The 17,475-nt window shown below is 64.6% G+C and carries 18 protein-coding genes; 12 read left to right on the top strand and 6 right to left on the bottom strand.

Translation table 11 applies throughout. The features are described from left to right. The 3 genes from SCLO_RS18025 (at position 1) to SCLO_RS18035 (ending at position 3,976) form a co-directional block, all read left to right on the top strand. Entirely contained in the window at positions 1–2,211 is a 2,211-nt protein-coding gene (locus tag SCLO_RS18025; RefSeq protein ID WP_066520155.1) for a phage tail protein, read from the top strand. 18 nt (positions 2,212–2,229) lie between these two features. Beyond that, complete coding sequence (locus SCLO_RS18030; protein ID WP_066520158.1) at positions 2,230–2,733, top strand: DUF2793 domain-containing protein; 504 nt, start codon at positions 2,230–2,232, stop codon at positions 2,731–2,733. Between the two features lie 178 nt (positions 2,734–2,911). Beyond that, complete coding sequence (locus SCLO_RS18035) at positions 2,912–3,976, top strand: OmpA family protein (RefSeq protein WP_066520159.1); 1,065 nt, start codon at positions 2,912–2,914, stop codon at positions 3,974–3,976. A 60-nt stretch (positions 3,977–4,036) separates the two neighbouring features. On the opposite strand, the gene SCLO_RS23480 is transcribed toward SCLO_RS18035, so the two are convergent. Beyond that, a complete protein-coding gene (locus SCLO_RS23480) occupies positions 4,037–4,273 on the bottom strand; it encodes a hypothetical protein (protein ID WP_169925544.1) in 237 nt (78 codons plus the stop codon). Here SCLO_RS23480 and SCLO_RS18040 point away from each other — a divergent pair. Beyond that, a complete protein-coding gene (locus tag SCLO_RS18040) occupies positions 4,230–4,787 on the top strand; it encodes a superoxide dismutase family protein (RefSeq protein ID WP_066520160.1) in 558 nt (185 codons plus the stop codon). The two genes, SCLO_RS23480 and SCLO_RS18040, sit on opposite strands and share 44 nt — an antisense overlap. A gap of 40 nt (positions 4,788–4,827) precedes the next feature. Here the strand turns inward: SCLO_RS18040 and thpR are convergent, their stop codons facing one another. Next, a complete protein-coding gene (thpR, locus tag SCLO_RS18045; protein WP_066520224.1) occupies positions 4,828–5,367 on the bottom strand; it encodes an RNA 2',3'-cyclic phosphodiesterase in 540 nt (179 codons plus the stop codon). Between the two features lie 119 nt (positions 5,368–5,486). On the opposite strand from thpR, the gene SCLO_RS18050 reads away from it, so the two are divergent. Next, on the top strand, positions 5,487–6,227 hold the full coding sequence (locus SCLO_RS18050) for a Bax inhibitor-1/YccA family protein (RefSeq protein ID WP_066520161.1): 741 nt from the start codon (positions 5,487–5,489) through the stop codon (positions 6,225–6,227). A 51-nt stretch (positions 6,228–6,278) separates the two neighbouring features. Here the strand turns inward: SCLO_RS18050 and SCLO_RS18055 are convergent, their stop codons facing one another. The 3 genes from SCLO_RS18055 to SCLO_RS18065 form a co-directional block, all read right to left on the bottom strand. Next, positions 6,279–6,908: a glutathione S-transferase family protein gene (locus tag SCLO_RS18055; protein ID WP_066520162.1), complete on the bottom strand. Its 630-nt coding sequence runs from the start codon at positions 6,906–6,908 to the stop codon at positions 6,279–6,281. A gap of 191 nt (positions 6,909–7,099) precedes the next feature. Further along, entirely contained in the window at positions 7,100–9,418 is a 2,319-nt protein-coding gene (gene clpA, locus SCLO_RS18060; protein ID WP_066520164.1) for an ATP-dependent Clp protease ATP-binding subunit ClpA, read from the bottom strand. Between the two features lie 156 nt (positions 9,419–9,574). Continuing rightward, positions 9,575–9,772 carry a DUF1192 domain-containing protein gene (locus tag SCLO_RS18065; RefSeq protein WP_066520171.1) on the bottom strand — a complete coding sequence of 66 codons (198 nt, stop codon included), beginning with the start codon at positions 9,770–9,772 and terminating at the stop codon, positions 9,575–9,577. A 94-nt stretch (positions 9,773–9,866) separates the two neighbouring features. Here SCLO_RS18065 and SCLO_RS18070 point away from each other — a divergent pair, with 94 nt between their 5' ends. From SCLO_RS18070 to SCLO_RS18100, 7 genes are all read left to right on the top strand, one after another. Continuing rightward, complete coding sequence (locus SCLO_RS18070; RefSeq protein ID WP_066520226.1) at positions 9,867–10,871, top strand: NAD(P)H-quinone oxidoreductase; 1,005 nt, start codon at positions 9,867–9,869, stop codon at positions 10,869–10,871. Between the two features lie 101 nt (positions 10,872–10,972). Further along, positions 10,973–11,839, top strand: a complete 867-nt coding sequence (locus SCLO_RS18075; protein ID WP_066520174.1) for a UDP-2,3-diacylglucosamine diphosphatase — start codon at positions 10,973–10,975, stop codon at positions 11,837–11,839. An 11-nt stretch (positions 11,840–11,850) separates the two neighbouring features. Further along, on the top strand, positions 11,851–12,879 hold the full coding sequence (locus tag SCLO_RS18080) for a glycosyltransferase family 4 protein (protein ID WP_066520175.1): 1,029 nt from the start codon (positions 11,851–11,853) through the stop codon (positions 12,877–12,879). Positions 12,880–12,993: 114 nt separating this feature from the next. After that, positions 12,994–13,677: a DUF1013 domain-containing protein gene (locus SCLO_RS18085; RefSeq protein WP_066520176.1), complete on the top strand. Its 684-nt coding sequence runs from the start codon at positions 12,994–12,996 to the stop codon at positions 13,675–13,677. A gap of 141 nt (positions 13,678–13,818) precedes the next feature. Next, a complete protein-coding gene (locus tag SCLO_RS18090; protein ID WP_066520177.1) occupies positions 13,819–15,519 on the top strand; it encodes a long-chain-fatty-acid--CoA ligase in 1,701 nt (566 codons plus the stop codon). A 43-nt stretch (positions 15,520–15,562) separates the two neighbouring features. After that, positions 15,563–16,096, top strand: coding sequence for a peptide-methionine (S)-S-oxide reductase MsrA (gene msrA, locus SCLO_RS18095; protein ID WP_066520178.1), 534 nt, complete (start codon positions 15,563–15,565; stop codon positions 16,094–16,096). An 83-nt stretch (positions 16,097–16,179) separates the two neighbouring features. Further along, positions 16,180–16,443, top strand: a complete 264-nt coding sequence (locus tag SCLO_RS18100; RefSeq protein WP_066520228.1) for a hypothetical protein — start codon at positions 16,180–16,182, stop codon at positions 16,441–16,443. A gap of 47 nt (positions 16,444–16,490) precedes the next feature. Here the strand turns inward: SCLO_RS18100 and SCLO_RS18105 are convergent, their stop codons facing one another. Further along, positions 16,491–17,447: an L-threonylcarbamoyladenylate synthase gene (locus SCLO_RS18105; RefSeq protein WP_066520181.1), complete on the bottom strand. Its 957-nt coding sequence runs from the start codon at positions 17,445–17,447 to the stop codon at positions 16,491–16,493. Positions 17,448–17,475 lie beyond the last annotated feature (28 nt).

The raw sequence follows: 17,475 nt of genomic DNA on the forward strand, positions 1-17,475 counted from the left end.
ATGGCGACGGTTGTTCTGACCGCCGTGGGGACGATGTTCGGCGGTCCCATCGGCGCGGCCATTGGCGGGTTGATCGGCAATGTCTTCGACCATGGCGTGCTGTTCAGGCCGAAGGGGGCGCAAGGGCCCCGCTTGCAGGACCTGCATATCCAGACTTCGACCTATGGCACGCAAGTCCCCAAGCTGTTCGGGACGATGCGGGTGGCCGGCACGGTCATCTGGGCCACTGACCTGCGTGAGACGAAAACGAAAAGCGGCGGCGGCAAGGGCAGGCCGAGCGTCACCAGCTACAGCTATTCGGCGAGCTTCGCGGTGGCGCTGTCGGCGCGAGCGGTGCGGTCGGTGAAGCGGATATGGGCCGACGGCAATCTGCTGCGCGGGACGGCGGGCGATTTCAAGACGGGGCTGGGGGGTTTTCGGCTTTATGCCGGAGGCGAGGACCATGCCGTCGATCCGCTGATCGCGTCGAAACAGGGGATGGCGCAGACGCCCGCGCATCGGGGAATCGCCTATGCGGTGTTCGAGGAACTGTCGCTTGCCGATTATGGCAATCGCATTCCGTCGCTGACCTTCGAAGTGGAAGCGGACGAGGGCGCGGTTTCGGTTGGCGCCATCGGCGCGGCGCTGGGCGAAGGGCGGATCGGCGGCGAGGGGCTGGCGAGCGTGGAAGGCTATGCGGCGGGCGGGAGCGACCTGGAGGATGCGCTGGCGCCGCTGGTGGAGGCTTATGGGCTGGCGCTGACGGCGGGTGAGGATGGGCTGGAGATCGTGCCGCCGGGGCGGACGGCATCGCGCGAGATTCCGGTGTCGGGCCGATGCCGGCGCGTGAACGGGCGGGCGGTGGACGCGCTGGAGCGGTCCGGAGCGGCGGCCGATGCGGTGCCGGTGGCGCTGTCGGTGCGCTATTATGATGCTGCGCGGGACTATCAGGCGGGGGTTCAGCGGGTGACGCGGCCCGGACCGGGGCGGTCGGAGCAGGGACTGGAACTGCCTGCCGTGATGAGCGGAGACGCGGCGCGGGGGCTGGCGGCGGAGCGGATGGGCGCGAACTGGGCCGGGCGGGCGGCGCTGACGCTGCGATGCGGGTGGGAGGCGCTGCGCCATCCGCCCGGTTCGGTGGTCACTGTCGAAGGCGAGGCGGGCCTCTGGCGGATCGAGGAGCGGGAATGGGAGGCGATGGCGGTCCGCCTCTCCCTGCGCCGGGTGCCGGGGCAGGGCGGGACCATGCCTTCGGGCGCTTCGTCGGGCGCGATCGTGCGGGAAGCCGACGCGCCGCATGGGCCGACCACGCTGATGCTGGCGGATTTGCCCAACCTCAGGGACGGGACGCCCACCGCCCCCATCCTCGTCGCGGCGGCGGGCGGAAGCGCGGGCTGGCGCGGGGCGGCCCTGTTCGTGATGAATGAACTGGGCGAAGCGGCGCCCGCGGGCAGGACCGCGCCGCGCGCCGTGATGGGGCGGGTCGACGCGGCGCTGGCGCCGGGGAGCGCCACGCTGGTGGATGAGCGGAATGCGTTGCTCGTCACCTTGATCGCCGAAGACATGGAATTGACGGACGCCAACGAACCGGCTCTCGCGCAGGGGAACAATCTGTGCCTGGCCGGGGATGAGTTGATCCAGTTCGGCCGGGCGGTGCGGACGGGGTTGCGCAGCTATCGGCTTTCCGGGCTTCGGCGCGGCTTGCGCGGGACGGAATGGGCCATGGCCGGTCATGCGGCCGGGGAAAGATTCCTGCTGCTGGAGGAGGATCGGCTGGCCGAGCCTCTGGCCGCGCTCGGCATGGAGGGGGAAACGGGCGCGACGCTGCGGCTGGGCGCGGTCGGCATCGGCGATGTCGAGCCGGCGGAGGCGGCGCTGGTCATCGAAGGCGAGGCATTGAAGCCGCCGGCCCCCGTGCATGTCCGGTTGGCGTCCGATGGCGCGGGAGGCTGGCGCATCGGCTGGACGCGGCGCAGCCGTGCGGGGTGGCGCTGGGCGAGCGGCGGGGACGTGCCGCTGGGGGAGGAGAGCGAGCGTTACGAACTGCGGATTCTGCGCGGCGTCGAGGAGAAGCGCCGCGTCGAAACCGTTATGCCGGAATGGTCCTATGAGGCCGCCATGATTTCCGAAGACATGGCGGGCGTGGGCGAGTGCGTCGTGGAGATCCGGCAGATCGGCTCCCGCGCGATGGGGCGACCTGCTCGAACGGTCATTCCGGTCCAGGGCATCTAGAGATTTGGGAGAAGAGGGATGGCGATGGATATGACGCCGCGCTGGGGGTTGCCGCTGCTTTTCGCGGGGCAGGCGCAGAAGGAACTGTTCCACAATGAATCGCTGACGCGCATCGACATGCTGCTGCATGGCCGGGCGGAAAGCGCCGATCTGACGGAAGCGCCCGCCGGGCCATCCATCGGCCAGTGCTGGATCGTCGGCGCGGGCGCGTCAGGGGCCTGGGCGGGGCGGGAAGACGCCGTTGCCTGCTGGACGGAGGGCGGCTGGCGCTTCGTTCCGGCCGCGGCGGGACTGACGCTCTGGGTCGCGGACCGGGGCCATGCGATGCATCATGACGGCACGGCATGGCAGGCTGGCTCCTGCCGCGCCGACGGACTGTATGTGGATGACGTCCGCGTGGTCGGTGAACGATTGGGCGCGATCGGCGACCCTTCGGGCGGCAGCGTGGTCGATGCGCAGGGCCGCGCGGCGATCGTCGCGATTCTCGATATCTTGCGGAGACATGGTTTGATCGCCTCGTGACTTCGGCAATAGGCTGGGTCGCGAAGGAGGAGACGCCTTTTAGCTCGACAATGGTGCTAAACCCTTCCGGTTGCGTCTTTTTTGCAACAGTTTCACTAATTGCGGACTTGCCATGAAACTTTCTTGTGGATACAGGGTTTCAGCAGTCCTTCGTGACACTTTTGAAAGGGGAATCCAAATGCGGAAGCTTGCCCTCGCGGCTGTGCTTGCCACTAGCGCCCTGGCCACCCCGGCTCTGGCGCGTGACAATAGCTGGTATGTCGGCGTCGATGCCGGTGTGCTGCTGGTCGAAGATCAGGATATCAGGTTCAATCGGGGTACGGCGATTGCGGACACCGCTGCAAATGTCGACTACCACAAGGGCTATGATTTCGACGCCAATATCGGCTACGATTTCGGTGCTTTCCGTCTGGAAGCCGAGGCCGCTTACAAGCGCGCTAAGGTCGATCTGGACAAGGCCGGTTTCGGTGGCGCGGCTTCGGCTCTCTCGTTCATGCTGAACGGCTTGCTCGACTTCGGTCCCGATGATGGCCTCCAGGGCTTCGTCGGCGGCGGTGCCGGTGTTTCGCGCGGCAAGCTGGCCAATGACGAAGTGAACGATTCGGACACCGGCTTTGCCTGGCAGGCACTGGCTGGCGTTCGCTATCCGCTGAGCAACAATGTCGATGTCTCGCTGAAGTATCGCTTCTTCAACCAGAACAAGATCGATCTGGTGAGCCAGTATGCCGGTCAGTACGGTCCGGCCGGTTCGGACGTCCGCACCAAGCTGCGCACGCACAGCATCCTGCTCGGCCTGACCTACAACTTCGGTGAGCCGGCTGCTCCTCCGCCGCCGCCCCCGCCGCCTCCTCCGCCCCCGCCGCCTCCGCCGCCGCCTCCGCCGGTCGTGGAATGCAGCCCTGGGCCGTACATCGTCTTCTTCGAATGGGACAAGTCGGACATCACGCCTGACGCGGCCACCATTCTGGACAACGCGGTTTCGGCCTACAGCAACTGTGGCAGCGCCCAGGTCATGCTGGCGGGTTATGCGGACCGTTCGGGTTCGGCCTCGTACAACGTCGGCCTGTCGCAGCGTCGTGCTGACTCGGTCAAGGCCTACATGGCCTCGAAGGGTATCCCTGACGGCGTGATGACGACCCAGGCGTTCGGTGAATCGAACCCCCGCGTCGAAACCGCCGACGGCGTTCGCGAACTGCAGAACCGTCGCGTGGAAATCACCTACGGTCCGGGTTCGGGTCAGTAATCGAATCTCTCCTTCGCGGGAGAATGAAGGAAGAGGGCTGGTCGAAAGACCGGCCCTTTTTCATGGGGTCGCCAGCGCGGCGCTTCTCGGACGCGGATCGGCTCTGGAGACAGTGGATGGAGGGATCGTATCGCCGCGGAGCGTAGGAAAATCCTTTTCTTTTCGGGCGGTCGATGACAATTTGGTTCGAACGTGCAACAAATCCGTGTCCACCGCGTTCGTTCCCCATTGTCCAAGTCCGGGAGTCTGCTCCATGAAGTTTGTTCCGATGGCCTGTGCCTTGCCCTTGTTCGCCATTGTCGCAGCCTGCGCAACCACGTCCGAGGAAGGGGCCTCCGCTGGCTCTACCTCTGCGGAAGCTCCCGTCGCTCATGCGAAACTCGTGTCCGGGGATGGTGCGGCACGGGGGAATGTGAAGATAACCCAGGCGGCCGACGGTCTTCATGTTTTCGTGCGCGGGGAAGGACTGACCCCCGGCCTTCATGCGGTTCACGTCCACACGACCGGCGCTTGCACCGCGCCTGATTTCACGAGCGCGGGCGGACATTGGAATCCGACCGGCCGACTGCATGGGAAGGATAATCCCCAGGGAATGCATATGGGCGACATGCCCAACATGCTGGCCGGTTCGGATGGAACGGGCGAGATGGAATATGTCATCCCGGGCGGTCTGATCAGTTCGGGCGCGACGCCGCTGCTGGACGCGGACGGCGCGGCCCTGGTCATCCATGCCCAGGCGGATGACAATAAGACGGACCCGGCCGGCAATGCGGGCGGCCGCGTGGCATGTGGCGTGCTGACCGCCGGTTGATTCGGAAAAGGCTGAAGGGCGGCTTCTTTCGAGGAGTCGCCTACTTGTTCCAGGCGGAATAGTGGGCGATCGGATCATAGATCGCCCCTTCGCGGCCCAGATGGCTCTCATACAGGGAAAAGCCGTCCACCTGGAACGGCGCACTGGCGAGGCTGGCATGGTTTTCCATGAAGAGGCCGGGCGGGGCCATGGAACGCCCGCCACGCGCAAGGGTGATGTGCGGCAGATAGGCGCGCCTTTCGGGGTGCAGCCCCATCGTCACGCAAAGATGGTCGATCTTCCGGTGCAAGGCGCTGAGCGCTTCGCGAGGATGCACCCCGGCCCATAAGGCGTCGGTCCTGCCATTTTTTTCGAACCGGCCGACGCCGGCCAGTGCGATCGAAAAGGGTTGGAAGCGCACCGTTCCCAAAAGGCCGGCCAAATCATCGGCAACATGTCCGTCCACTTCACCGATGAAGCGAAGGGTCAGATGCAACTGATCGTCCTTCTGCCAACGCGCGCCCGCAACGCCCTCCATCAGCGCCAGAAGCTGCGATCGGATGATGAGAGGCGGACGGATGGCGACGAACAGGCGATGCATGGCCTCCATATAGGTTTCCGGCGAGGCACCGTCATCGGCAAGGCGGGTTGAATTAAACGGCGGAACAGACGATAATGGAAGAACCCGGCGTACAGATGCCGGTTAAGGAGAAGTACCTCATGGCCAACTGGTCCGACCCCCGTTCCGACATTGCGGGCTTTGGCGGCGGCGCCACGGCGGCGCGCGGCGAGGCGTTCGACGCCGGTCTGCGCAGCTATATGCTGTCGGTCTATAATTATATGGCGAGCGGCGTCCTGTTGACGGGCGTCGTTGCCATGCTGTTCGCGAGCAGCGGACTTGCCTATCAGATTCTCGCGGGCCCCGGCATATTGAAATATGTCATCATGTTCGCGCCGTTGATCTTCGTCATGGTGATGAGCTTTGGCGTCAACCGGCTTTCGACCGTGGCTATGCAGGCGATGTTCTGGGCCTATGCCGCGGTGATGGGGCTGTCGCTGGCCTCGATCTTCCTCGTTTATACGGGCACGTCGATCGCGCAGACATTCTTTGCGACCGCTGCGGCTTTCGCGGGGCTCAGCCTTTGGGGCTATACCACGAAGAAGGATCTGTCGGGTTTCGGCACCTTCCTCATCATGGGACTGGTCGGCCTGCTGGTGGCGAGCCTGATCAATCTCTTCCTGCGCTCGAGCGCGATGGATCTGGTGATCAGCGTCATCGGCGTCCTGCTGTTCGCGGGACTGACCGCCTATGATACGCAGAAGATCAAGAGCATCTATGCCCATGTCGCGGGTACGGACATGATGGGCAAGTCGGTGGTGATGGGCGCGCTGAGCCTCTATCTCGACTTCATCAACATGTTCCTGTTCCTGCTGCGGTTCATGGGCAACAGCCGGGACTGAGCGCGGTTCGTCTCGATCCAAAAGCCCGGCGGTCAAGTCCGCCGGGCTTTTTTATTGCCCACCTTGCTGCACCTCCGCGATCAGGGCGTTGTCCAGCTCCTTCTGGCGTCGATAGGCGGGGCGGTCTCGAAGGCGGGCGGCATAGGCTTCGAAGGCGGGTCGGCTGGGCATCGTGCCGAACAGCAGACCCCAATCCACCTGCGCGCCGACATAGACATCGGCGGCCGTGAACTGATCGCCGCAAATCCATGCGGGTCCTGAAATCGCGTTTTCCAATGCGTTCATGGTCTGGTCGAAGGTGCCGTAACCCGCCATGCGCTCCCGCCCCTCGGGCACGACGAAACCGAGCGCCTTGTTCGTGACCGCCGCTTCCACCGGACCGGCCGCGAAAAAGAGCCAGCGATAATAGTCGGCGCGGCGATCGGGTGGCGGAGCGAGATTGGCGGCGGGGAAGGCATCGGCGAGATAGGCGCAGATGGCGGCGGCTTCGGTGACCGTTTGGCCGGCATGGACGATCGCGGGAACCTTGCCCATGGGATTGACGGCGAGATAGCCGGGCGCTTTCATGCTGGTATCATAGTCGAGCAGCACCATGTCATAGGGCTCGCCGATTTCCTCCAGCATCCATCGGACGATCTGGCCGCGCGACATGGGGTTTGTGTAGAAGCTGATGCCTGCCATCGGGACTCTCCTCTCCCTTGCCTTGCTTTCCGTTGTAGCAGGTCTGGAGGGAGGGGGGCTACTTCAGGTTGGCGGGCATGTGATGACGATCAGCGCAAAAGGGAGGCAAGGTGCCTGCCGATCTTCGCGCGGGAAGCTGCAAAAAAGGGCGGCCCGCATGGACCGCCCTTTCTTATCTTGTGGGGAGAAGCTTATTTCGCCTGCTCCGCCGCCTTCGGCTTGCCCCCTTTCCTGCCCTTTTTCGGGGCGGCGGGCGTGATTTCGAAGGCGAGGGCGTCGTCCTTCAGCCGGACATGGACCTCGCCGCCGTGGACGAGCTTGCCGAACAGCAGTTCCTCGGCCAGCGGCTGCTTGATCTTCTCCTGCATCAGGCGGCCCATCGGGCGCGCGCCGTAGAGCTTGTCATAGCCGCGCTTGGTGAGCCACGCCTTCGCATCGTCGTCCAGCGTGATGTGGACGTCGCGGTCGGCCAGTTGCAGTTCGAGCTGGAGCACGAACTTGTCGATGACGCGTGCGACGATCTCCGGCGGGAGGTAGCCGAAGGGCACCACCGCATCGAGGCGATTGCGGAACTCGGGGGTGAAGAGCTTCTTCACCGCATCCTCCTGCACATCCTCGCGGGTGAGTTCGCCGAAGCCGATGCTTTCCTTCGCCATGTCCGACGCACCGGCATTGGTGGTCATGATGAGGATGGTGTTGCGGAAATCCACCGTCTTGCCGTGGTGATCGGTGAGGCGGCCATTGTCCATCACCTGCAACAGGATGTTGAACAGGTCGGGGTGCGCCTTCTCGATCTCGTCCAGCAGCAGGACGCTGTGCGGATTCTGGTCGACCGCATCGGTGAGCAGGCCGCCCTGATCGTAGCCGACATAGCCCGGAGGCGCGCCGATCAGGCGACTGACCGAGTGCCGCTCCATATATTCCGACATGTCGAAACGCTGGAGCGGGATGCCGAGCAGCGTCGCCAACTGGCGGGCCACCTCCGTCTTGCCGACGCCGGTGGGGCCGGAGAAGAGATAGTTGCCGATGGGTTTGTCCGGATCGCGCAGGCCCGCGCGGGACAGCTTGATCGCGGAGCTGAGCACCTCGATCGCCTTGTCCTGGCCGAAGACGACCCGCTTGAGGTCGGTTTCCAGTGATCCGAGCACGGTCTTGTCGTCGCTCGACACCGTTTTGGGAGGGATGCGCGCCATGGTGGCGATGACCGCTTCGATCTCCTTGGGCGTGATGGTCTTCTTGCGCTTGGAGGGGACGACCAGCATCTGCATCGCGCCCACTTCATCGATCACGTCGATGGCCTTGTCGGGCAGCTTGCGGTCGTTGATGTAACGCGCCGAAAGCTCCACCGCCGATTTGATCGCGTCGGGGGTGTATTTGACGTTGTGATGCTCCTCGAAGGCGCTCCGCAGGCCAGCGAGAATCTTGATCGTGTCCTCGACCGTGGGTTCGTTGACGTCGATCTTCTGGAACCGGCGCAGCAGGGCGCGGTCCTTTTCGAAATGGTTGCGGAATTCCTTGTAGGTGGTCGATCCGATGCAGCGGATCGTGCCGCCCGACAGAGCGGGCTTCAGCAGGTTCGACGCATCCATCGCCCCACCGCTGGTCGCGCCCGCGCCGATGACGGTGTGGATCTCGTCGATGAAGAGAACCGCGTGGGGCATCTTCTCCAGTTCGGTGACGACCGCTTTCAGCCGCTCCTCGAAATCGCCGCGATAGCGGGTGCCAGCCAGCAGCGCGCCCATGTCGAGCGAGTAGATCACCGCTTCCTTGAGCACGTCGGGCACTTCGCCCTCGACGATCTTGCGCGCCAGGCCTTCCGCGATGGCGGTCTTGCCGACGCCCGGATCGCCCACATAGAGCGGGTTGTTCTTCGACCGGCGGCAGAGGATCTGGATCGTCCGGTCGACTTCGGCCGCACGGCCGATCAGCGGGTCAACCTTGCCCCGCTCGGCCTTCTCGTTGAGATTGACGGTGAACTGCTCCAAGGCACTGTCCTTCTTGCCCTTGCCGTCCTGCGCCTTCTTTTCCTCTTCCTGCGGACCTTTGGTCTCGCGGGCTTCGGGCGCGGAGGTGCCCTTGCCGACACCGTGGCTGATATAGCTCACCGCGTCGAGACGGCTCATATCCTGCTGCTGGAGGAAATAGACGGCATAGCTCTCGCGTTCCGAAAAGAGCGCGACGAGGACGTTGGCGCCCGTCACCTCATCCTTGCCGGAGGACTGGACGTGCAGGATCGCGCGCTGGACGACGCGCTGGAAACCGCTGGTGGGCGAAGGGTCGGACTGGCCCTCCACCTTCAGGCTTTCGAGCTCATGGTCGAGATATTGGGTGACGGCGTCGCCCAGTTCGCCCAGTTCCACGCCGCAAGCCTGCATCACCTTCGACGCATGTTCGTCGTCGATCAGGGCGAGCAGGAGATGTTCCAGCGTCGCATATTCATGATGACGCTCGGAAGCATGAGTCAGCGCGTTGTGCAGCGTGGTCTCAAGAGCGGGTGCGAAAGATGGCATGTCTGTTCTACTCCTGGCCCCGAAGAGGGGCTGTGTTGAACCATATGTCGGCATTGCTCGACGGCGGATCAAGGTGCCTGCCCTGATCGCCGGAATTGCCAGACTGCCCGTGCCCGGTGAAGCCTTCGCTGAGGCCGCAAGGGGCGGGGCGCGGGTTCATCGCTTGAATAACGCCTCGGCGGTTGATCTATGGTTAACGGCGCTTTCAATCTTTGATCGGGTACGGACGATTTCGCCTTCCAGAGTGGCGATGCGCGCTTCCAGTTCGGCAAGGGACAAGGGGTCCAGATCCTGTCGGATCAACTGGGCCAGCGGATCATCGGCCCTGCGCGGCAGATCGTCGTTCAAGTCCATGAAAGGCAATGTTGACCCGATAGGGCAGTCTGTCAATAAGGGCGCAGACTTCACGCGTTATTTCCTTTTGACGCGGCGGGATGAAGGGGCGAGCATGAACATCGACGGGGCAGTGCCGGCCGAAATGACGGCTATCGCCATTCCTGCGCCGGGAGGACCGGAAGCGCTGGTTCCCGAACGCCGCCCCGTGCCCGTCCCGGGGGAATCCGAAGTCCTGATCCGCGTGGCCGCCGCCGGCGTCAATCGCCCGGACGTGCTGCAACGGATGGGTAAATATCCCCCGCCGCCCGGAGCGTCCGATATTCCGGGACTGGAAGTGTCAGGCACCATCGTGGCGGCAGGATCGGAATCGCGAGCGGTGGTGGGGCAGCGTGTCTGTGCGCTGCTGCCGGGCGGAGGCTATGCCGAATATGCGGTCGCGCCTGCGGGGCAATACCTGCCGGTGCCGGACGGCTATGACATCGTCGAGGCGGCTGCCCTGCCGGAAACGCTCTTCACCGTTTGGACCAATCTTTTCGAGCGCGCCTATGTGGTCGAAGGCGACACGGTGCTGGTGCATGGCGGGACCAGCGGCATCGGCACCATGGCGATCACGCTCTGCCGCCTGTTCGGTATCGTCGTCATCGTGACCTGCGGGAGCGATGAGAAATGCGAGCAGGCGCGGCAATGGGGCGCGGATCATGCCGTCAACTATCGCACGCAGGATTTCGTGGCGGAGGTTAGGCGCATCACTGGCGGGCAGGGCTGTCAGGCCGTGCTGGACATGGTGGGCGGGGATTATGTGCCGCGCAATATCGAATGCATGGCGGAAGACGGGCGGCATGTGTCGATCGCCGTGCTGGGGGGACCGAAAAGCACGCTATTCCTGCCCACGATCATGGCGAAGCGGTTGACGTTGACCGGATCGACGCTGCGCAGCCGACCGGTTTCGTTCAAGACCCTGGTGGCGGAAGAGTTGATGCGTGTCGTGTGGCCGATGGTCGCGGAGGGCCGGCTGAGGCCGGCGATGGACCGGCGCTTTCCCTTGGCGGAAGCGGCGCATGCGCATGCGCGGATGGACGCAGGCCAGCATTTCGGAAAGATCGTTCTCACCGTCTGATCCGGCCCTGAAGACGCATTTCCGTAACATTCGGCGCGGATTTGTAACATTGGGACGCTAAGGCCCGGTTCCGAGGACAACAGCCTTGGGGACAGACTGTGATGGACGCCGTTACGCGCCTGCCTTTCCTTGCGGACCTGGAAGAGGGTCTGACGCAGGAACCGTATTTTCCCGAGCGGCACGGCCATGGACGCCGCCGTTATCGCACCATCTGGATTTCCGACATCCATCTGGGCACGCGCGGCTGCAACGCGAAGATGCTGATCGATTTCCTCGACAACGTCGACAGCGATACGATGTATCTGGTGGGCGACATCATCGACGGCTGGCGCCTCAAGAAGCGTTTCTACTGGCCCGCGAGCCATAATGACGTGGTCTGGCGCGTGATGAAGCGGGCCAAGCGCGGGACCCGTGTCGTCTATATTCCCGGCAATCATGACGAGATGTTCCGCCAGTTCACCGGCCTCAACTTCGGCGGCGTGGAGATCAGGCGCAAGGCGATCCACGACACCGCCGATGGACGCAAGCTGCTGGTCCTGCACGGCGACGAGTTCGATACGATCATGCTGGCCCATCGCTGGCTGGCCTTCGTGGGGGACGCCGCCTACACTATGCTCATGCGCCTCAACGTCGTCGTGAACGCGGTGCGGCAGCGGATGGGCCTTCCTTATTGGTCGCTGTCGAAGATGGCGAAGCACAAGGTCAAGAACGCCGTGTCCTTCATCTCCCGTTTCGAGGAGGTGGTGGCGCATGAAGCGGGCGCGCGCGGCGTGGACGGGGTCGTATGCGGCCATATCCACAATGCCGAAATGCGCGAGATCGGCGGCATCCAATATTATAATGACGGCGACTGGGTGGAAGGCTGCACGGCGCTGGTGGAGCATTTCGACGGGCGAATGGAGATACTCCATTGGGCGGACGAGATCGCGGCGCGCAACATGCGCGAGCAGACGCGCATAGCGGCGTGACGGATCGGGCCATGCGCATCGCCATCATCACCGACGCCTGGCTGCCGCAGGTGAACGGCGTGGTCCGGACGCTCCAGATGATGCAGTCGCAACTTCTGGGAAAAGGGCATGTCGTCAAGATCGTGTCGCCCGATCTTTACGGGTCCATTCCCTGCCCGACCTATCCCGAAATCCGTCTGGCGCTGGTGCGATCCACCGTGATCGGCCAGGCCATCGCGGCGTTCCGGCCCGACGCGGTGCATCTGGCGACGGAGGGACCGCTCTGCCTTGCCGCGCGGCGCTGGTGCCTGCGGAATGGAGTGCCGTTCACCACCGCCTATCATACTCATTTCCCGGAATATGTGGCGCGGCGTACCGGCCTGCCCGCGGGGTGGTTCTGGCGCTATATCCGCTGGTTCCATGGCCCGGCCCAGGCCGTGCTGGTGTCCACGCGGTCCGTTCGGCGGCAGCTTCGCGCGCATGGCGTCGCGCAGGTGCGGCCATGGGGACGGGGGGTGGACCTGGCCGCCTTCACGCCGCAGGCGACGCCGCCCGCATGGTTCGCGGCGCTGCCCCGGCCGATCCAGCTTTATGTGGGCCGCGTCGCGGTCGAGAAGAATCTGGAGGCTTTCCTTTCCAGCAGCCATCCGGGAAGCAAGGTCGTCGTCGGGGACGGACCCGCGCGGCCGATGCTGGAGCGGGCCTATCCGCAGGCGCATTTCCCGGGCGCGATGTTCGGGGAGGCGCTGGCGGGCGCCTATGCGGGCGCGGATGTCTTCGTCTTTCCCAGCCGGACCGACACCTTCGGCCTTGTCATGATCGAGGCGCTGGCCTGCGGGACGCCCGTCGCGGCCTATCCGGTTTCGGGGCCGGTCGACATCGTGACCTGCGCAACGGGTGCGCTGGCGGAGAATCTGGACGATGCCATCGCCGCCGCCTTGCGATGCGACAGGGACGTGTGCGCGGCCCAGGGCCAGACATTCACGTGGGAAAACAGCGCGGAAGATTTCCTGTCGGGTCTGCACCCCATTGGCCGCGAAAGGCTCGATGGCGTCGCCTGACGCTTTTTCTTGCCGAGAAGGGCGGGATCGATTATCTCCGGGCTGTCATGGCCGCCCTGCTTGGGCGGCCCTTATTGTTTTTACGTGGAGAACATTCCCGTGTCCCAGCCCCTCATGCCCCACGCGACCGCCAGCTGGCTTGTAGACAATACGGCGCTGAGCTTCGATCAGATCGCGGAATTCTGCGGGCTGCATATCCTGGAAGTGCAGGCCATCGCCGACGATACCGCCGGCACCAAATATACCGGCCGCGATCCGGTCCGCGCCCATGAAATCACGATGGAGGAAATCCACAAGGGCGAAGCGAACCCGGATTACCGCCTCAAGATGCTGAAAGGGCCTGAGCCCGTGCGCCGGACCAAGGGGCCGCGCTACACGCCGGTTTCCAAGCGTCAGGACAAGCCCGACGGCATCGCCTGGATCTTGCGCAACCATCCGGAAATCTCGGACGGCGCGATCGGCAAGCTGATCGGCACCACGCGGACCACGATCGCGGCGATCCGCGACCGGACCCACTGGAACATATCGAACATCGTGTCCAAGGACCCGGTGACGCTGGGCCTGTGCTCGCAGCGGGAGCTGGACGCGCTGGTGGCCAAGGCGGCGAAGAAGGCGGGCATCGAAGCGCCCGCCGATTCGCGCCTGGACGGCGACCGCGAGGCGCTGATCGAGGAATTGCGGCGGGAACGCGATGACGCGGCGCGCCGGGCGGAGGAGGCTTTGAACAGCCAGTCGGAACTGATTTCCGACGTGGCCAAGGTGCTTGACCCCTTCAGCGACAATAAGGGCCATGTCTGATGCCGTAGCGGCATGGGATTCCATGAAGGAATCATAGAGGCGATGCGCTTTTGAAACGGGGGCCGGGCCGCGAGGGCAGCGCGGCCCCTTGTCGTTGCTTTACGCTTGCGTAAAGCAGGGGTGGTCCATACATTCCCTTTCATGGACAAGAACGAGACCATCTGGCGAGAGCGCTACAACCATCCGACCCCGTGGGACCAGCAGTTCGCGCCCATGTCGATGGTCGAGATGTTCGAGCAAAGCGCGCAGGCCCATCCCCAGGCGCCGCTGATCGACTTTTACGGTCGTATCTATTCCTATGCCATGGTGCGCGACGGCGCGCGGCGGGTCGCCTGCGGCCTGATGCGGATGGGCGTCAAGAAGGGGGACCGGGTCGGTCTCTATCTGCCCAATGTGCCGCATTATGTCGCCGCTTATTACGGGATCATGATGGCGGGGGCGACGGTGGTGAATTATTCGCCGCTCTACACCGCCGCCGAGTTGGAGCATCAGGTCGAGGACAGCGGCACGACCATCCTGTTCACCCTGTCGGCCAACGCGCTGCTGCCCACGGCTCTGGAAGTGCTGGACAACAGCAGCCTCCAGAGGTTGATCGTCGGATCGGTGGCGGGGGCGCTGCCGCCCGTCAAATCCCTGCTCTTCCGCCTGTTCAAGCGGAGCGAGACGGCGGCGCGGCCCCATGATCCGCGCGTCACGACCTTTTCCAGCCTGATCGACAATGACGGGGATTGCCCCGCCGCTGACATCGATGCCGAGCAGGACATTGCCCTGCTGCAATATACGGGCGGCACCACGGGCCAGCCCAAGGGCGCGATGCTGACGCACCAGAACCTGACCGCCAATGCGCGGCAGGTGCAGATGATCGATCCCCTGCCGGGCGCGGTGGACCGGATCATCGGCGTGCTGCCCTTCTTCCATGTCTTCGCCAATACCTGCGCGCTCAACCGCACGGTGCTGAACGGCGGCGAGATCGTGATGCTGCCGCGTTTCGACGGCACGCAGGTGCTGGCCGCGATCCAGCGGACCAAGGCCACGGCGCTGCCCGGCGTGCCGACCATGTATCAGGCGCTGCTGGACAATCCGGCGACGCCGAATATCGATTTTTCTTCCCTGCGCCTCTGCATTTCCGGCGGCGCGCCATTGCCGCTGGAGATCAAGGAACGGTTCGAGGCGATGACCGGCGCGAAGGTGGTGGAGGGCTATGGCCTGACCGAAAGCAGCCCGGTCGTGTGCGTCAATCCCTATGAGGGCCTGAACAAGAGCGGCACGGTGGGCCAGCCCGTCCCCGGCACCCGCGTGCGCGTGGTGGACCGCGAGGACCCGATGAAGGAAGCCGCGCCCGGCGTGCCGGGCGAACTGACCTTCGCGGGGCCGCAGGTCATGAAGGGTTATTGGCAGCGGCCCGACGCCGACAGCGAGGTCTTCGTCGGCGAGTGGCTGCGCACGGGCGATGTCGGCTTCATCGACGAGGACGGTTATGTGAAGATCGTCGACCGGTTGAAGGACATGATCGCCGTGGGCGGCTTCAAGGTCTTTCCGAGCCAGGTCGAAGCGGTGCTGTATCACCATCCCGCGGTCAAGGAGGCGCTGGTGATCGGCATCCCCGACGCCTATCGCGGGGAATGCCCCAAGGCCTTCGTATCCTTGCAGGAAGGCGCCGCGATCAGCGGGGAGGCGCTCAAGGACTGGCTCAATCCGCAACTGGGCAAGCATGAGCGGGTCTGCGCGGTGGAAGTGCGCGACAGCCTGCCCAAGACGCTGGTCGGCAAACTGTCCCGCAAGGAACTGGTGGCCGAGGAAAAGGCGAGGGCGGACGCGCTGAAGGCTGGAAGCGCCGCCTGAGATTCCCTATCTCTGCGTCCCATTCAGAATAAGGACGCGGATCATGGTCGATGAAGTCGCCACGCTGGCGGGCGGTTGTTTCTGGTGCACCGAAGCGGTCTACCAGAATCTGAAAGGCGTGAAGGCCGTGGAAAGCGGCTATATCGGCGGCACCGTGCCCGACCCGACCTATGAACAGGTCTGTTCGGGCGCGACCGGACATGCCGAGGCGATCCGCATCACCTACGATCCGGCGGTGATTTCCTATGCCGACCTGCTCGACATCTTCTTCGCGACGCATGATCCGACGACGCTGAACCGACAGGGCAACGATGTCGGGACGCAGTATCGATCCGCCATCTTCCCCCGGTCGGCGGAGCAGGAAGCGCAGGCGCGGGCCGGTATCGAACGCGCCCAGACCGACCGGTCCAGCCCCGTCGTCACGACCATCGAACCCGATGCGCCATGGTATCGGGCGGAGGATTACCACCAGAAATATTGGGACAGGATGGGCGACCGCAACCCCTATTGCATGGCGGTCATTCCGCCCAAGCTGGCGAAGCTGCGCAAGGGATTTGCCGAACGCATCGACGCCTGATTTGTCCGTGACGGCGATTTTGCCGTGACAGGCGCGGCGCTTTGCCTGCTATGCTGTGGGCGGGACCGCAAGGGGACGGAATGATGAAGGCCACGCCGATCTGGATCGCGCTGCCTGCCCTGCTGCTGTTGCCGGGCTGCGTGGCGAAGACGGCGCTCGACGTGGCGACGCTGCCCGTGCGGGCCGGGTCGCAGGCCGTCGACTGGAGCACGACCAGCCGGGAAGAGGCCGACAGGAATTATGGCCGCAAGATGCGCAAGCAGGAAGCGCGCGAGGCGCGGGAACGGCAGAAGGCGGAGAAACAGCGCAGGCGGGAATGCCGCAAGGCGGGTTATGGCAACTGTTAGGTGAAACCACTTAATAATAAGATCATCTTTACAAACTGCGGCAGCGATCAGGCGGCGGCGCGGCGCAGGCGGTCGTTGATCGCGACGCCGATGCCTTCCTCCGGGATCGGGGCGACGGCGATGCGGCTGGCGGCGCTGGCGTCGGCCAGGTGCAGGGCCGTGAACAGTTGCGCCGCCGCTTCGTGCAGGTCCGTGTCCGGGCTGAGGTTGAAGTGGCATGGCATCAGTCCGAAACCGATGAGATATTCGTCCTTTTCCGCCTTCAGCGCATGGAGGCGGACCGGCTTGGACGGGGCATAATGGCTGGCCATCTGGCCGGGCGCCTCGATGGCGGCATCGGCCTTGCCCGCCACGACCGGCAGTCCGCTGGCTTCCTCCAGCATGGCGGCGGTCACCGGGCCGGGGCGGAGCAGGCGGATGCCGTCCGCCCGCGGGGCGGCGATCGTCGATTCCAGCCCTTCGCTGGTCGGGCCTTCGTCCAGGATCATGCGGATCTTGCCATTGAGGCTCGCCAGCACATGTTCGGCCCTGGTCGGGCTGATCGAACCGCTGCGATTGGCGGAGGGGGCGGCGAGCGGGCGTCCGCTCTCCCGGATCAGGGCGCGCATAGCGGGATGCGCGGGCAGGCGGATGGCGACGGTGGGCAAACCGGCCATGACGAGCGGGGAAAGTCCGCTATCGTCCTGCGCCGGCAGCACCAGCGTCAGCGCGCCGGGCCAGAAGCGGTCCGCCAGCTTCGCCGCCTGCGGGGAGAAATGCGCGAGGCTTTCGGCCATGGCCCGATCGGCCACATGGACGATCAGCGGGTTGAAGCTGGGGCGGCCCTTCGCGCTGTATATGGCCGCGACGGCGTTGCTGTCGGTCGCGTCGGCGGCAAGGCCGTAAACCGTTTCCGTCGGCACCGCCACCGGCTCTCCCGCCCGGATCAGCAAGGCGGCTTCACGCAGGGATTCCGCGCCATAGTGGCAGATTTTCGTGGAAAAGGCGGAATGTGCGATAGTCACGGCCTCTGGGCTATAAACGGCTCACCCC

This window comes from Sphingobium cloacae (assembly GCF_002355855.1).
GTDB lineage: Bacteria > Pseudomonadota > Alphaproteobacteria > Sphingomonadales > Sphingomonadaceae > Sphingobium > Sphingobium cloacae.

Excerpts from the sequence above, each read along its gene's own strand:
- SCLO_RS18025 (WP_066520155.1), top strand. The coding sequence starts at position 1 with ATGGCGACGGTTGTTCTGACCGCCGTGGGGACGATGTTCGGCGGTCCC.
- SCLO_RS18030 (WP_066520158.1), top strand. The coding sequence starts at position 2,230 with ATGGCGATGGATATGACGCCGCGCTGGGGGTTGCCGCTGCTTTTCGCG.
- SCLO_RS18035 (WP_066520159.1), top strand. The coding sequence starts at position 2,912 with ATGCGGAAGCTTGCCCTCGCGGCTGTGCTTGCCACTAGCGCCCTGGCC.
- SCLO_RS18040 (WP_066520160.1), top strand. The coding sequence starts at position 4,230 with ATGAAGTTTGTTCCGATGGCCTGTGCCTTGCCCTTGTTCGCCATTGTC.
- SCLO_RS23480 (WP_169925544.1), bottom strand. The coding sequence starts at position 4,273 with ATGGCGAACAAGGGCAAGGCACAGGCCATCGGAACAAACTTCATGGAG.
- thpR (WP_066520224.1), bottom strand. The coding sequence starts at position 5,367 with ATGCATCGCCTGTTCGTCGCCATCCGTCCGCCTCTCATCATCCGATCG.
- SCLO_RS18050 (WP_066520161.1), top strand. The coding sequence starts at position 5,487 with ATGGCCAACTGGTCCGACCCCCGTTCCGACATTGCGGGCTTTGGCGGC.
- SCLO_RS18055 (WP_066520162.1), bottom strand. The coding sequence starts at position 6,908 with ATGGCAGGCATCAGCTTCTACACAAACCCCATGTCGCGCGGCCAGATC.
- clpA (WP_066520164.1), bottom strand. The coding sequence starts at position 9,418 with ATGCCATCTTTCGCACCCGCTCTTGAGACCACGCTGCACAACGCGCTG.
- SCLO_RS18065 (WP_066520171.1), bottom strand. The coding sequence starts at position 9,772 with ATGGACTTGAACGACGATCTGCCGCGCAGGGCCGATGATCCGCTGGCC.
- SCLO_RS18070 (WP_066520226.1), top strand. The coding sequence starts at position 9,867 with ATGAACATCGACGGGGCAGTGCCGGCCGAAATGACGGCTATCGCCATT.
- SCLO_RS18075 (WP_066520174.1), top strand. The coding sequence starts at position 10,973 with ATGGACGCCGTTACGCGCCTGCCTTTCCTTGCGGACCTGGAAGAGGGT.
- SCLO_RS18080 (WP_066520175.1), top strand. The coding sequence starts at position 11,851 with ATGCGCATCGCCATCATCACCGACGCCTGGCTGCCGCAGGTGAACGGC.
- SCLO_RS18085 (WP_066520176.1), top strand. The coding sequence starts at position 12,994 with ATGCCCCACGCGACCGCCAGCTGGCTTGTAGACAATACGGCGCTGAGC.
- SCLO_RS18090 (WP_066520177.1), top strand. The coding sequence starts at position 13,819 with ATGGACAAGAACGAGACCATCTGGCGAGAGCGCTACAACCATCCGACC.
- msrA (WP_066520178.1), top strand. The coding sequence starts at position 15,563 with ATGGTCGATGAAGTCGCCACGCTGGCGGGCGGTTGTTTCTGGTGCACC.
- SCLO_RS18100 (WP_066520228.1), top strand. The coding sequence starts at position 16,180 with ATGAAGGCCACGCCGATCTGGATCGCGCTGCCTGCCCTGCTGCTGTTG.